The following is a 14,488-nucleotide window of genomic DNA, read 5'->3' on the forward strand; positions in this document are numbered from 1 at the left end:
AACTACGCTCCCTTCACGGCGTTGCGAACGAACACGAGGCGACCGCGAGCTCCGGGGACGGCGCCCTTGACGAGCAGCAGACCCTTCTCGGCGTCGACGGAGTGCACCTTGAGGTTGAGCACGGTGACGCGCTCGCCACCCATGCGGCCCGCCATGCGCATGCCCTTGAAGACACGGCTGGGGGTCGAGGAGGCACCGATCGAACCGGGCTTGCGGTGGTTGCGGTGGGAACCGTGCGAGGACGAGACGCCCTTGAAGTTGTGACGCTTCATCACACCGGCGAAGCCCTTGCCCTTGCTGGTGCCGACGACGTCGACCTTGGTGCCGGCCTCGAAGACGGCGTCCACGGTGAGCTCCTGGCCGGCCGAGTAGTCGGCGGCGTCGGAGGTGCGGACCTCGGTGAGGTGGCGGCGGGGGGTGACACCCGCGGCGTCGAAGTGTCCGGCGGAGGGCTTGTTCACCTTGCGCGGGTCGATGGCGCCGGCGGCGATCTGGACGGCGGTGTAGCCGTCCTTCTCCTCCGTGCGGACCTGGGTCACGACGTTGGGGCTGATCTCGATGACCGTGACGGGGACGAGCTTGTTGTTCTCGTCCCAGACCTGGGTCATGCCGAGCTTGGTGCCCAGGAGGCCCTTGCTGGTCTTCAGCGTGGGGGAAACAGTGACAGACATGGTGGCACTCCTCCTTAGAGCTTGATCTCGATGTTGACGTCGGCCGGCAGGTCGAGTCGCATGAGCGAGTCGACGGCCTTGGGCGTCGGGTCGATGATGTCGATGAGGCGCTTGTGGGTGCGCATCTCGAAGTGCTCCCGGCTGTCCTTGTACTTGTGAGGCGAACGGATCACGCAGACCACGTTCTTCTCGGTCGGAAGCGGCACGGGGCCGACGACCGTTGCTCCGGCACGGGTGACCGTGTCGACGATCTTGCGCGCCGACGTGTCGATGACCTCGTGGTCGTACGACTTCAGTCGGATGCGGATCTTCTGTCCCGCCATGTGTGATCTCTCACTCTCTTGTTATTGCGTCGTACGCGACGGGCCTGTCGGCCTCGCCTCGCATTGGACGCGCTCGCGAAGGAACTCCGGCGAACCGGGGAAGTGCACCAGTGTTCTTCTGTCAAAAGCACCGCGCTCGAGGCACTCCAGCGACGTGCAGAACGCACGACGCACGGAGAGCCCGTTGAGTTGTCGGTTGTTTCGTTCTGCTACCCGCCGCCTCGACGTCGCCCCCGTAGGGCCGCCCTCTCGGGTCGAGCCGCTGCGGCGCCGTCTCGGCACTGCCTGGCAGTGTTCCGGCCCCTGCAGCACGCTGCCGGGACGGAAATTTTGAACTAGGAGAGTCTCCCACAGATAGTGGCCCCGTGCAACCCGGGCGTGTCGCGCTCGGGGCTCCTCCCCCGCCCCGGCATTCCGGGGGATCCGGGACCTCGCTCCTACTCGAAGAGCAGGGCGCGGAGGGTGGTCTCGGCGGAGTTCGGTCGGCTCGGATCGATGGTCTCGCCGGCACGGAAGTGATCGAGCACGCGCGGGTCGACGTAGCTGGCACGCGCGACGGTCGGCGTGTTGCCGAGCACGTCGGAGGCGTCGCGCATCGCCTGCGCGATGGCCGCGGTGCGGGCGCGCTGCGTGGGCTGCGGGCCCGCCTTCGCGAGGCTGAGAGCCGCGGCGACGGTGCCGTGCAGGGTGCGGAAGTCCTTCGCGGTGAAGTCGTCTCCGGCTCGCTCGCGCACGTAGTCGTTGATCTCGGGGGCCGAGACCGGCCGCCACTGGCGGCCGTCCTTCCACGCGAGCAGGCGCGCGTTCGGGCCCCGGCGCTTCAGCAGGCGGATCACCCGCGCGAGGTCCTTGTCGAGGATCTCGCTCGTCCACGCCTGGTGGCTCTTGCCGGGGAAGGCCAGCGCGACCCGGTCGCCATGCGTGGTCGCGTGGGCGCAGAGCAGCGTGGAGAGCCCGATGCTGCCGTGCTCCTTCGCGTAGCGCTCGCTGCCGACCCGGAGCGACCCGGTGTCGAGCATCCGGAACGCGGTCGCGAGCGCGCGCTCGCGGGTGTGGCCCTCGCCGCGGAGGTCCATCGTCACGCCGCGGCGGGCCGCGGGCAGCGACTCCGCGAGGCGCAGCGCCCGGTCGAACTTGATCCGGTCCTTCTGCTCGCGCCAGGTCGGGTGGTAGATGTACTGCCGTCGACCGGCGGCGTCCACGCCCATCGCCTGGATGTGCCCGTTGGGGTACGGGGCGATCCAGACGTCCTTCCACGCGGGCGGGATGCCCAGCGCGTCGAACCGGGCCCGCAGCTCCTGGTCGGTGACCGTCGCTCCCCGCGTATCGCGGTAGCTGAAGCCGGAGCCGGCACGGACCCGCGTGTAGCCTCGGCCGCTCGAATCGGTCCTGCGGAGTCGTCGTTCGCGTGCATCAGCCATCGTTCCGACGCTAGGGCGGGGCCGACGCGCCCGGCACGGGCTTGACGAACCGCCCCGCGTCGGTCGCTACTCGTTGCCGAGGCGCTTGTCGGCCTGGCGCTTGAGCTCCTCGATCCGCTCGTCGTACTTGCCGCCGGTCAGGCGGCTGGCGATGTCACCCGACTTCTCGAGCACCTGGTCCGAGACGCCCTCGGCCTTCTCGCTGCGAAGCACGTCCTTCGCCTTCTGGCTGTTGAGCAGCTCGCCGGCCTGACGACCCAGCTTCCCGAGATCCACCATGACTCCTCCTCGATCCTCGCGCTCGCACCGAGCGCGCCCCAGTGTGGCGGCCCCGGCTGGGTGAACGGTGCGCGGGCTCAGGCGACCAGCTCGAGGACCCGCTCCGCCGCCTCGGCCAGCGCGCGACCGTAGGACGGACCGTGCCCGGCCGCGTGCACCGCGAGCGGATGGAGCTGGTGCAGCGCCACGCGCTCCTCCGCTCCGTCGCGGAGGGGACGCACCTCGCCGTAGCCGCGGAGGATCTCGTCGAGACGGGGAGCCCCGAAGAGCGCCAGCATCGCCAGGTCGGTCTCACGGTGCCCGCCGTGCGCGGCGGGATCGATCAGCACGGCGCCGTCGGGCGACCAGAGCACGTTGCCCGTCCAGAGATCGCCGTGGAGGCGCGCGGGCGGCTCTCCGTCATCGAGCGCGCCCGCGGCGATCGGCTCCAGAGCGCGCTCGACGAGACGGGCGTCGTCGGAACGCAGGTTGCCCGCGTTGATCGCCGTGCGGAGGAACGGCCGCACGCGCTGCTCGGCGTAGAAACGGCCCCAGGAGTCGTCGAGCCGGCACGGCATCGGGCGCCGGCCGATGTAGGCGGGGCCGTCCCAGCCGTCGGGCGGGGAGCCGAAGGCGGGCGCGCCGGCCGAGTGGGTGCGGGCGAGCGCCCGGCCGAAGTCACGAGCGGCCTCGACCGAGGGGCACGCCGACGGCACCTCCTCGAGCACGATCCGGCCCGCCTCGACCTCGACGACCTCGACGACCCGGACTCCCCCGGCGTCGCGCAGCCACTCGAGGCCGGCCGCCTCCCACTCGAAGAAGCGGGGCTGCGCCGAGGGATCGCTCTTCGTGAAGCTCATACGCAGAACGGTACGGCGCAGAACGGTCGCGGCGCAGAACGGTCCGGCGCAGAACACCCCGGCGCAGAACGACGAGAGGGGCCGTCCGCACGAAGCGGACGACCCCTCTCGAGAGATCAGCAGGCGGACCTACTTGACGATCTTGGTGACCGTTCCGGCGCCGACGGTGCGGCCACCCTCACGGATGGCGAAGCCGAGGCCCTCCTCCATGGCGATCGGCTGGATCAGCGCGACCGTCATGTCGGTGGTGTCGCCGGGCATGACCATCTCGGTGCCCTCGGGCAGCGTGATGACGCCGGTGACGTCCGTGGTGCGGAAGTAGAACTGCGGGCGGTAGTTCGCGTAGAACGGGTTGTGACGCCCACCCTCATCCTTGGACAGGATGTACGCGGTGCCCTCGAAGTCGGTGTGCGGCGTGACCGAACCCGGCTTGACGACGACCTGGCCGCGCTCGACGTCCTCGCGCTTGGTGCCGCGGAGGAGCAGACCGCAGTTCTCGCCGGCCCAGGCCTCGTCGAGCTGCTTGTGGAACATCTCGATTCCGGTGACCGTGGTCTTCTGCGTCGGGCGGATGCCGACGATCTCGACCTCGGAGTTCAGAGCGAGGGTTCCGCGCTCCGCACGGCCGGTGACGACGGTTCCACGACCGGTGATCGTGAAGACGTCCTCGATCGGCATGAGGAACGGCTTGTCCTTGTCGCGGATCGGGTCCGGGATGGACTCGTCGACGGCGTCCATGAGGTCGAGGATGGACTGGGTCCACGCCTCGTCGCCCTCGAGGGCCTTGAGGCCCGAGACGCGCACGACGGGAGCGTTGTCGCCGTCGAAGCCCTGCGAAGCGAGGAGCTCGCGGACCTCGAGCTCGACGAGCTCCAGGATCTCCTCGTCGTCGACCATGTCGGCCTTGTTCAGGGCGACGAGCAGGTAGGGGACGCCGACCTGCTTGGCGAGGAGGACGTGCTCACGGGTCTGAGCCATCGGGCCGTCGGTGGCGGCGACCACGAGGATCGCGCCGTCCATCTGGGCCGCGCCGGTGATCATGTTCTTGATGTAGTCGGCGTGACCCGGGGCGTCGACGTGCGCGTAGTGGCGCTTCGGCGTCTCGTACTCGACGTGCGAGATGTTGATCGTGATGCCGCGCTGGCGCTCCTCGGGAGCGGAGTCGATCGACGCGAAGTCGCGCTGAACGTTGGTCGCGGACGGGAACTTGTCAGCGAGAACCTTGGAGATCGCCGCGGTCAGCGTGGTCTTTCCGTGGTCGACGTGACCGATGGTTCCGATGTTGACGTGCGGCTTGGTCCGCTCGAACTTGGCCTTAGCCACTGTGGGTCCTCCTCAGGACTTAGGTGCAAGCATCCGCATCCGACGCCGCACGGGGCGGCACGAGGACAGAGGGCTTGCGGGGGTTTTGTGTACTTATGTTACCGGCAGTGGTCGTGAGGGTTTCGACGCGAGTACCGCAGCAAACCCGCACGACACTACCAGTCCCCCGCCGTCCACGCGGACGGCGGGGGTGGGAGGGCTCGGTTACTCGCCCTTGTTCTTCTGGATGATCTCCTCGGCCACGGCCTTGGGGACCTCGGAGTAGCTCTCGAAGGTCATCGAGTAGACGGCACGGCCCGAGGTCTTCGAGCGCAGGTCGCCGATGTAGCCGAACATCTCGGACAGCGGCACGTTGGCGCGGATGACCTTGATGCCGGTGGCGTCCTCCATCGACTGGATCATCCCGCGACGCGAGTTGATGTCGCCGATGACGTCGCCCATGTACTCCTCGGGAGTGCGGACCTCGACGGCCATGAGCGGCTCGAGGAGGACGGGCTGCGCCTTGCGCGACGCCTCCTTGAACGCGATCGAGCCGGCGATCTTGAACGCCATCTCGGAGGAGTCGACGTCGTGCGCGGCACCGTCGGTCAGGGTCGCCTTGACGCCCACCATCGGGTAGCCGGCGAGCGTGCCCACCTGCATGGCGTCGCGGATGCCCGCGTCGACCGAGGGGATGTACTCGCGGGGGACGCGTCCACCCGAGACGCCGTTGACGAACTCGTAGGTCTTGTCGGCCTCGACCTCCATCGGCTCGATGGTGATCTGGACCTTCGCGAACTGACCGGAGCCACCCGTCTGCTTCTTGTGGGTGTAGTCGTACTTCTCGACCGCGCGGCGGATCGTCTCGCGGTACGCGACCTGCGGCTTGCCGACGTTGGCCTCGACGTTGAACTCGCGCTTCATGCGGTCCACCAGGATGTCGAGGTGCAGCTCGCCCATGCCCTTGATGACCGTCTGACCGGTCTCCTGGTTCTGCTCGGTGCGGAAGGTGGGGTCCTCCTCCGCGAGCTTCTGGATCGCGGTGCCGAGCTTCTCCTGGTCGGCCTTGGTCTTCGGCTCGATGGCGACCTCGATGACGGGCTCGGGGAACGTCATGGACTCGAGCACCACCTGGGCGTTGGGGTCGCTCAGGGTGTCACCGGTGGTGGTGTCCTTGAGGCCGATGACCGCGTAGATGTGACCGGCGGTGACCGAGTCGACCGGGTTCTCCTTGTTGGAGTGCATCTGGAAGATCTTGCCGATGCGCTCCTTCTTGCCCTTGGTCGAGTTGATGACCTGGGCGCCGGAGTCGAGCTTGCCCGAGTAGACGCGGACGTAGGTCAGGCGACCGAAGAAGGGGTGCACCGCGACCTTGAACGCGAGCGCCGAGAAGGGCTCGGTCGAGTCGGCGTGACGCATGATGACCTTCTCCTCGTCGCGGACGTCGTGGGCCTCGATGGCCGGGACGTCGAGCGGGGACGGGAGGTAGTCGACGACCGCGTCGAGCATCGGCTGGACGCCGCGGTTCTTGAACGCGGAGCCGCAGAGCACGGGGTAGATGTCGGAGTTGACGGTGAGCTTGCGGATCGCGGCCTTGATCTCGGCGACGGTCAGCTCCTCGCCCCCGAAGTACTTCTCGAGCAGCTCGTCGGACGTCTCGGCGACGGTCTCGAGGAGCTTGTGACGGTACTCGGCCGCCTTCTCCGCGAGGTCGGCGGGGATCTCCTCGATCTCGTACTTCGCGCCCAGCGCGACGTCACCCTTGGAGTCGCCGCGCCACGTGAGCGCGCGCATCTCGACCAGGTCGACGACGCCCTCGAAGCTCGACTCGGCACCGATCGGCAGCTGGATGACCAGCGGCTTCGCGCCGAGGCGCTTGATGATCGTGTCGACGGTGTAGTAGAAGTCGGCGCCGAGCTTGTCCATCTTGTTGACGAAGCAGATGCGCGGGACGTCGTACTTGTCGGCCTGACGCCAGACGGTCTCGGACTGGGGCTCCACGCCCTCCTTGCCGTCGAAGACCGCGACCGCGCCGTCGAGGACGCGCAGCGAGCGCTCGACCTCGACCGTGAAGTCGACGTGACCCGGGGTGTCGATGATGTTGATCTGGTTCTTGTTCCAGAAGCAGGTCGTCGCGGCCGACGTGATCGTGATGCCGCGCTCCTGCTCCTGCGCCATCCAGTCCATCGTGGCAGCGCCGTCGTGGACCTCACCGATCTTGTGCGTGATACCCGTGTAGAACAGGATGCGCTCGGTGGTGGTGGTCTTGCCGGCATCGATGTGGGCCATGATGCCGATGTTGCGGACCTTGTTCAGGTCGGTGAGCACATCTTGTGCCACGGAGTTCCTCCGATAGGTGATGGAGCCAGCGCAACGGGTTCATGGCCGATCGGCTGGGTCTGGTGGTGGCGGTCGCCCGACCGCGTGGATCGGGCGATCCGCCGCCGGGCCCCGGCCCGCGGCGACGAAGGCCGCGGGCCGGGGGTTCGCGGTCGCTCGGGAGCGGCCGCGGGGTGCGCTACCAGCGGTAGTGCGCGAAGGCCTTGTTCGACTCGGCCATCTTGTGGGTGTCCTCGCGACGCTTCACAGCGGCGCCGAGTCCGTTCGACGCGTCGAGGATCTCGTTCATGAGACGCTCGGTCATCGTCTTCTCGCGACGGGCCTTCGCGTAGCTGGTGAGCCAGCGGAGCGCGAGGGTGTTGGCGCGGTGGGGCTTGACCTCGACCGGGACCTGGTAGGTCGAGCCGCCGACGCGGCGGCTGCGGACCTCGAGGGTCGGGCGCACGTTGTCGAGCGCCTTCTTGAGGGTGACGACCGCGTCCTGGCCGTTCTTCGTGGACACGCCTTCGAGGGCACCGTAGACGATGCGCTCGGCGAGACCCTTCTTGCCGTCCAGGAGGATCTTGTTGACGAGCTGGCTGACGACCGGGGCGCCGTAGACGGGGTCTGCGACGACGGGGCGCTTGGGAGCTGGGCCCTTACGAGGCATTACTTCTTCTCCATCTTCGCGCCGTACCGGCTGCGAGCCTGCTTGCGGTTCTTGACGGCCTGGGTGTCCAGGGCGCCGCGAACGATCTTGTAGCGGACACCGGGGAGGTCCTTCACGCGACCGCCGCGCACGAGCACCATCGAGTGCTCCTGCAGGTTGTGGCCCTCGCCGGGGATGTAGGCGGTGACCTCGGTGCCGTTGGAGAGCTTCACGCGGGCCACCTTGCGGAGGGCCGAGTTGGGCTTCTTGGGCGTGGTCGTGTACACGCGGGTGCACACGCCGCGCTGCTGGGGGTTGGCCTTCAGGGCGGGCGCCTTGGTCTTGGTGACCTTGGGGCTGCGTCCCTTTCGGACCAACTGCTGAATCGTTGGCACTGATCTGCTCCTTGAATGCTGCACGGTGACAGCGGATCGATGGTCGACATTCGGCCTGTCCGTCGCCGGACGCGGCCGAGTTCATCTGGACCCGACGCACCCCGCACACCGACGAGCGGTGAGCTGGGGAGGAGGACGGGTATGCCGTGGGGGCCGCCCGAACGGACGAACCCGCGGATCCTCGCGGATCCGGTAGAGCACAGTGCGGCGTTCGCATCCACCCGGAGGCACGACACAAGCGCACGGCAAAGCGCACACCCGAAGAATATTACGGGGAGTGACGAGGTCGGTCAACCGAGACGACTCCGCTCACAGCGAGTGCCGCTCCCGCCGTCACTCCCGCTCGTCGCCCTCCCAGCCCCAGTGCGGCTGGGTCCCCCCGGCATCGCGCCGGGCGAGGAGGACGAGGAACACGGCCACGACCGCGGCGGCCAGCACGCCCGCCGCGAGGGCGAACACCGTACCCGCGTGATCGAGCACGTAGCCGAGGATCGCGGCGGGGTCGCCGGCACCGAGCCCGTAGAGAGCCCCGCCGGTGAGCAGGAAGAGGAGGTAGACGACGGCTCCGCCGGCCAGCGAGGGGCCGAGCACCCGCGTGACCCCCGGCCGGGCGGCGAGCGTGATCATCGCGAGGAGGACCGCCAGCACGCAGACGGCGACCGAGACGGGCCCGAGCAGCGGGCCGGCATCGCGTTCCGGGACCACGTCCTGATCGAGCAGCAGGCTCAGGACCCCGAAGGCGCAGACCACCAGGGCGAGGTAGAGGAACGCGGCGAACGCCGCGAGGGCGATCCCGTAGCCGAGACCCGAGGAGCGTCCCTGCTCCCCCGGGCCGCCCGCGACGGTCACGACTGCGCGGCCGCCTCGCGCTCGGCGTTGCGGCGCTTGACGCCGCGAGCGCGCCCCGCGATCAGGGCTCCGCCCCAGACGCTCACCTCTCGGGCGAGCACGGCGGCGGCGAGGACCGCGAGGAGGACGGCCGGGTCGCGCAGGAACTCGACGAGCTGGACGCGGTCGGACGGCACCGCCGCGCCTCCGACGGGGATCCAGGCCCCCACGAGCGCGGCGGCGCCGGCGAGGAGGGCGACGAAGAAGCCGCCGAGCACGTAGGCCCACCAGCCCGCGCGGTTGACCGCGAGCACGATGAGGGCGAGGCCGACGAAGAAGACGGCGACCGGCGCGAGGAACAGCGCGGTGGGCGCCTCGTCGAGAGCGATCGCCAGGGGATCGCCTGCGACCTGGTCGACGAGGATGCGGACGGCGGTCAGCGCGACCAGCAGCAGCGCGGCGAAGACGGCGGTGGCGAGGAGCGCGATCGCGAGTCCTGCGAGGCGGTTGCCCTTGCGGCGGACGGGCGCGGGCTCCGGCTCGATCGAGCCGATCGTCGCGGGAGTCGCCGCGGGCGCGGCCTCGCTCCTCGAGACGGGCCCGGTGCTGCCGGGCTGCGGCTCGGGCCACACGTACTCGCGGGTCGGCTGCGGGCCCGTGCCGCCGGTCGGCTCGGTGGCGGCGGGCATCCGCGTGGTCTCGGCTTCGCTGTTCCAGGTCACGCGGTCAGCATAGGCACGCCTCGGCAGCAGCCGGCGTGCGCCGCGCGGCTCCCGCAGAAGGGGGTCAGCTCAGGCGACCCGGCGGACGTCACTCCAGCGGGTGCAGCAGGCGTCGGAGGAACTGCTGCGTGCGCGCCTCGCGCGGCTCGCGCAGGATCTGCGCCGGAGCGCCGCGCTCGACGACCACGCCCTCGGCCATGAAGACCACCTCGGAGGCGACCTGCCGCGCGAACTCGAGCTCGTGCGTGACGACGAGCATCGTCCAGCCCTCCCCCGCCAGCTCCCGCATCAGCGACAGCACGTCGCCGACGAGCTCCGGGTCGAGGGCCGACGTGGGCTCGTCGAAGAGCAGCAGATCGGGCCGGAGGGCCAGGGCGCGGACGATGCCGACGCGCTGCTGCTGACCGCCCGACAGCTCGAACGGGTAGGCGGACCCGCGGCCGCCGAGACCGACCCGCGCGAGCAGCGCCTCCGCCTCGGGGACCACCTCGGCGGCCTTGCGGTGCTGCACGCGCAGCGGCCCCTCGGTGACGTTCTCGAGAACGGTGAGGTGCGGGAAGAGGTTGAAGTGCTGGAACACCATCGCGGAGCGGTCGCGCAGCGTGGTCAGGGCGCGCTTGCCGACGCCGGCCGAGAAGTCGAGCGTCGTCCCGTCGGCGAGCGCGACGACTCCGCCGTCGGGGATCTCGAGGCTGTTGAGCGAGCGCAGGACGGTGGTCTTGCCCGAGCCGGACGGACCGACCAGCGCGATGACCTCGCCGCGACGGATCTCGAGGTCGATGCCGCGGAGCACCTCGATTCCCGAGAAGGACTTGCGCAGCCCTGTCGCCGAGAGGACGGGACGCTCGACGGCGGAGTCAGTGGGCGACATAGCGGTCCAATCGCTTCTCGAGGAGGCCCTGCCCGCTGGAGAGGACCAGGCAGATCAGCCAGTAGATCAGAGCCGCCTCGAGGTAGAGCAGCATGAACTCGCTCGAGGCCGTCGCGATCTGCTGCGCCTGCCGGAACAGCTCGGTCACCAGGATCAGCGACGCGAGCGAGGTGTCCTTGACCAGCGAGATGAAGGTGTTCGACAGCGGAGGGACCGAGACACGGGCGGCCTGCGGCAGGATGATGCGGCGCAGGGCGAGCGAGCGGCTCATGCCGATCGTGTGCGCCGCCTCCCACTGCCCCTTCGGCACGCTCAGGATCGCCGCGCGGATCACCTCGGCCGCGTAGCCGCCGACGTTGAGGGCGAAGGCGATGATCGCGCTCGGCCACGGATCGATCTTGATCCCGAGGCTCGGCAGGCCGTAGAAGATCACGAAGAGCTGCACGAGCAGCGGCGTGCCGCGGATCACCGAGATGTAGGCCCGGGCGATCCAGGCGAGGACGCGGACGCGCGACAGGCGCATCAGGGCGACCGCGAGCGCCAGCGCGAGACCGAGGACGAAGCTCGAGAGCGCGAGCGGGATCGTGCCGACGATCCCCCCGGAGAGGATCGGCCAGAAGGACCGGAGCAGTAAATCCATGTCTTCTCCCGCCGGGGCGGGAGAAGACCGCGGTCGGCTTGGGTAGGTGGTCACGTCGAGCAGAGCGTCTTGCGTCCGCTTCCCCCGAAATGCTGGCACGCATTTCGGGGAATCGCTCGGACCTTGCGGTGGACCTGTTCCGGACTATCGGACGTGTCCCGAGGAGACCAGTTCTCCGCGAGGTGTCGCTCAGAGGGCGGCGTCTCGGCGGTGAGTGGTCTCCTCGGGAGGGCTACTGGGAGACGTCGGCGCCGAAGTAGCGCTCGGAGATGGAGGCGAGGGTGCCGTCGGCGCGGAGCTCGTCGAGGGCGTCGTCGACCGCGGCCACGAGGTCGTCGGAGCCCTTCGGGAAGGTGAAGGCGCTCTCGGAGGTGTCGTCCGTCGTCACCGCGACCTTGAGGGCGGCCGCCTGGTCGGGGTAGTTGGTCGACCAGTCCAGCCAGGTGAGGCGGTCGTTGATGGTCGCGTCGACCCGACCCTGCTCGACGAGCGCGACGGCCTGGGCCCAGCCCTCGACTCCCTCGACCTGGGCGCCGCTGTCCTGCGCGAGCGTGTACCAGTTGCTCGACAGCGACTGCGCGGTGGTCTTGCCCGAGAGCGAGTCGAGCGAGGTGATCGAGGTGTCGTCGGCGGGGACCACCACGACCCCGGGGCTCACCGAGTAGGGCTCGGAGAAGTCGTACTTGGCGCTGCGCTCGTCGTTGATCGAGACCTGGTTGGCGATCACGTCGAAGCGGTCGCCGTCCAGGCCCGCGAACATCGCGTCCCACTGCGTCTCCTCGAACTCCGGCTCGACGCCGAGCTTCTCGGCGACCGCGGTGATCACGTCGACGTCGTAGCCGGTCAGCTCACCCGTCCCGCCGTCGGCGTGGTACGAGAACGGCTGGTAGGTGCCCTCGGTGCCGATCGTGAGGGTCCCCGCCTCCTTCACCTCGGCGAGCGTGAGGCCCGAGTTCGCGGAGGTCGTCCCCGCGTCGCTCGAGCCCGAGACGACGTCATCGGTGGAGGCGGGCGCGCAGCCGGCCAGCACGAGCGCGGCAGCGGCCGCGGTCGTGCCCAGCAGGAGGCGCAGGGAGGAGCGGGCGGGGAGGATCGTCACGGTGTTTCCTTCGGTGCATCACGGTGCCAGGGGGGCGTGCGCCGGGTGCCGGCGCCGCAGGTCGTCCGGGCTCGAGCGGCGGTGCCGCGGTAGTTGCCCGGAGTGACCATAACCAGGACGGGGGGCGCGGCTATTCCCGGATGTCGCCGCGTGACGCCGAGACGGCCAGGAGGAACTCCTCGGCCGTGCCCACCTCGTCGGACGTCAGCCCCGCGGCGGCGTCGGGCCGGATGAGGTGGAACGGGGTGTCCTGCTCCCGCGCCCAGAGGTACGCGTCCTCGCGCAGGTTGTCGTCGATCCAGACGACCGCGTCGATCGCCGTCCGCGCGCGCGCCGCCTCGAGCCAGGCCGCGACCGGCTGCAGCTTGCCCGTCTGGCCGGGGAACCGCGGGTCGCGCGGCAGTCCCCCGCCGAACACGATCGCCTCCGTGTGCGCCGGCAGACCGAGATCGCGCGCGAGGACGGAGGTGAGCTTGGGCGGCCAGGTCGTCGCCCACACGATGGTCCCGGCGGCGGCGAGCCGCAGGACGAGGGCCTCGCGCTCGGGCTCGAGCCCGAGGCGGTGACCGCCGACGGAGCGGTCGCTCGTGACGGTCGGATTCAGGACTCCGTCGACGTCGAGGAGGATGAGGGCGGCCATGCCTGCAACCGTAGCCGCGGCCCCGGGGCGGCGCGAGCCGGGGCCCCTGCTGCCTCGAGAGCGGGCGGGATCGCGGTCGTCAGGATCTAGCGTGGTGGGATGCCCCCCTCCGCCCGCCTGCCCGACGGACGGGTCGTCTCGCTCGAGTCAGACCCGATCAGGCTCGGCTCGCTGGTGCTCGAGATCGACGGCTCCGAGCAGTCGCTGATCGATCCGCGCTCGCCGGCCGCACTCGACCTCGAGTACATGGCCCGGCTCGGCGCCGTCGTCGACGCGATGGCCCCGCCCGGCGACGCCCTGCGCGTCCTGCACCTCGGTGCGGGGGCGCTCTCCCTCGCGCGGTACACGGAGTGGTCGCGGCCCGGCTCCGAGCAGACGGTCGTCGAGAACGCCGTGGGGCTCGTCGACTTCGTCCTCGCCCACGCGCCCCTCCCCGCCGGGGCTCGGCTCCGCGTCGTCACCGGCGACGCCGCGGCGCCTCCTCCGCTGCTCGCCGACCTCGTCGTGCTCGACGTCTACGACGGCGACGAGATCCCGGAGGCGTTCTACCGACCGGACGTCCTCGCTCGCCTCGCCGAGCGCGTCGACGAGGAGGGCCTGCTCGCCGTCAACGTGGCCGACGACTGGGACCACCGGCGGCTCGAGCGGCTCCGCGCCGTGCTGGCGGAGCTGCTGGCCTGCGTCACCGCGATCGGCTCGCTGTCGTTCGCCGAGCACCGGAGCGCGGGGAACGCGATCCTGCTCGCCTCACGCGGTCCGCTCGCCGCTCGCGTGAGCGACCGTCTCCTGGAGGCGGGGCCGCACCCGGTCGCCGCCGTTCCTGCGCGCGACGTCGTGGCCGTCGAGGTTGCGGTAGAAGTCGACCCGTGACTCCAGCGCGACCCCGGCCTCGAGGTACTTCGTCTTGATCCGCTTGATGTAGGTGCGGACGGTGTGCTCCGCGATCCGCATCTCGAGCGCGACGGTCTTGACGGCCGCACCTCCGCCGTAGGCCCGCATGACCCGGCTCTCCTGCGGGCTGAGGACGGGCCTGCGGTCCGCCCCCGCGGACAGGAAGCGGCGGCGCGCCCCCTCCGAGATCCAGGACCGGCCGGAGCCCACCGAGACGATCGCCGCGACCAGCTCGCCCGGGTCGTCGCCCTTCCAGACGAAGGCCGCGCGCTCGGACCGCAGCACCGCGCGGATCTCGTCGAGGGCGTTGGAGGCCGAGAGCGCGACGACGCCCCGGTAGCGGTTCGCGAGCTCGGCGAGCGTCGCGGTCAGCTCGCCGGGAGCGACACGATCGAGGTCGAGGATCACGACGGTGTCGGCGGGCGGAGGCGGCGCTCCGACGCGCTCGTCGACCGCCGGGAACTGCGGGAGGGAGTGGGAGAGCAGAGCGAGCAGCGCCGCGCGCTCGATGGGGAGACCGTCGACGACGGTCAGAGCGAACTGCTCGCGATCAGGCACGGAACACCCCTCGTGGACGGGGTTCGGGTCCGCATCCGATT

At 70.1% G+C, this 14,488-nt stretch carries 16 protein-coding genes; all 16 read right to left on the minus strand.

Annotated features, from left to right (window positions below; genetic code table 11):
• Nucleotides 1-2: 2 nt before the first annotated feature.
• The 16 genes from rplC to GRS92_RS00940 all read right to left on the minus strand — a co-directional run bounded on the left by rplC (nt 3) and on the right by GRS92_RS00940 (nt 14,447).
• Nucleotides 3-671, minus strand: a complete 669-nt coding sequence (gene rplC, locus GRS92_RS00865) for a 50S ribosomal protein L3 (protein ID WP_056037339.1) — start codon at nt 669-671, stop codon at nt 3-5.
• Nucleotides 672-685: 14 nt separating this feature from the next.
• Nucleotides 686-994, minus strand: coding sequence for a 30S ribosomal protein S10 (gene rpsJ / locus GRS92_RS00870; protein WP_005050520.1), 309 nt, complete (start codon nt 992-994; stop codon nt 686-688).
• 437 nt (nt 995-1,431) lie between these two features.
• A complete protein-coding gene (locus tag GRS92_RS00875; protein ID WP_159852430.1) occupies nt 1,432-2,415 on the minus strand; it encodes a DNA topoisomerase IB in 984 nt (327 codons plus the stop codon).
• Nucleotides 2,416-2,481: 66 nt separating this feature from the next.
• Nucleotides 2,482-2,694: an antitoxin gene (locus GRS92_RS00880; RefSeq protein ID WP_159852431.1), complete on the minus strand. Its 213-nt coding sequence runs from the start codon at nt 2,692-2,694 to the stop codon at nt 2,482-2,484.
• 77 nt (nt 2,695-2,771) lie between these two features.
• Nucleotides 2,772-3,533: a fructosamine kinase family protein gene (locus tag GRS92_RS00885; protein WP_159852432.1), complete on the minus strand. Its 762-nt coding sequence runs from the start codon at nt 3,531-3,533 to the stop codon at nt 2,772-2,774.
• Nucleotides 3,534-3,662: 129 nt separating this feature from the next.
• Complete coding sequence (gene tuf, locus GRS92_RS00890) at nt 3,663-4,856, minus strand: elongation factor Tu (RefSeq protein ID WP_056037348.1); 1,194 nt, start codon at nt 4,854-4,856, stop codon at nt 3,663-3,665.
• A gap of 204 nt (nt 4,857-5,060) precedes the next feature.
• Nucleotides 5,061-7,175 (minus strand): elongation factor G, encoded by a 2,115-nt coding sequence (fusA, locus tag GRS92_RS00895; protein ID WP_159852433.1) that lies wholly within the window; start codon nt 7,173-7,175, stop codon nt 5,061-5,063.
• A 178-nt stretch (nt 7,176-7,353) separates the two neighbouring features.
• Nucleotides 7,354-7,824, minus strand: a complete 471-nt coding sequence (rpsG, locus tag GRS92_RS00900; protein WP_056037355.1) for a 30S ribosomal protein S7 — start codon at nt 7,822-7,824, stop codon at nt 7,354-7,356.
• Nucleotides 7,824-8,198, minus strand: a complete 375-nt coding sequence (gene rpsL, locus GRS92_RS00905) for a 30S ribosomal protein S12 (protein WP_055787040.1) — start codon at nt 8,196-8,198, stop codon at nt 7,824-7,826. The genes rpsG and rpsL overlap by 1 nt, the downstream gene beginning before the upstream one ends.
• Before the next feature lie 333 nt (nt 8,199-8,531).
• Nucleotides 8,532-9,047 (minus strand): DUF6121 family protein, encoded by a 516-nt coding sequence (locus tag GRS92_RS00910; RefSeq protein WP_159852434.1) that lies wholly within the window; start codon nt 9,045-9,047, stop codon nt 8,532-8,534.
• Nucleotides 9,044-9,748 carry a hypothetical protein gene (locus GRS92_RS00915; protein ID WP_159852435.1) on the minus strand — a complete coding sequence of 235 codons (705 nt, stop codon included), beginning with the start codon at nt 9,746-9,748 and terminating at the stop codon, nt 9,044-9,046. Before GRS92_RS00915 ends, GRS92_RS00910 begins: the two co-directional genes overlap by 4 nt.
• An 88-nt stretch (nt 9,749-9,836) precedes the next feature.
• Complete coding sequence (locus GRS92_RS00920) at nt 9,837-10,619, minus strand: amino acid ABC transporter ATP-binding protein (RefSeq protein WP_159852436.1); 783 nt, start codon at nt 10,617-10,619, stop codon at nt 9,837-9,839.
• Nucleotides 10,606-11,259, minus strand: coding sequence for an amino acid ABC transporter permease (locus GRS92_RS00925; RefSeq protein ID WP_159852438.1), 654 nt, complete (start codon nt 11,257-11,259; stop codon nt 10,606-10,608). Before GRS92_RS00925 ends, GRS92_RS00920 begins: the two co-directional genes overlap by 14 nt.
• Nucleotides 11,260-11,491: 232 nt before the next feature.
• Nucleotides 11,492-12,358 carry an amino acid ABC transporter substrate-binding protein gene (locus GRS92_RS00930; protein ID WP_235021741.1) on the minus strand — a complete coding sequence of 289 codons (867 nt, stop codon included), beginning with the start codon at nt 12,356-12,358 and terminating at the stop codon, nt 11,492-11,494.
• 130 nt (nt 12,359-12,488) lie between these two features.
• Nucleotides 12,489-12,998 carry an HAD domain-containing protein gene (locus tag GRS92_RS00935; protein WP_159852440.1) on the minus strand — a complete coding sequence of 170 codons (510 nt, stop codon included), beginning with the start codon at nt 12,996-12,998 and terminating at the stop codon, nt 12,489-12,491.
• Nucleotides 12,999-13,745: 747 nt separating this feature from the next.
• Nucleotides 13,746-14,447, minus strand: coding sequence for a LuxR C-terminal-related transcriptional regulator (locus GRS92_RS00940; RefSeq protein WP_159852442.1), 702 nt, complete (start codon nt 14,445-14,447; stop codon nt 13,746-13,748).
• Between the last annotated feature and the right edge of the window lie 41 nt (nt 14,448-14,488).

This window comes from Rathayibacter sp. VKM Ac-2754, assembly GCF_009807095.1.
GTDB lineage: Bacteria > Actinomycetota > Actinomycetes > Actinomycetales > Microbacteriaceae > Rathayibacter.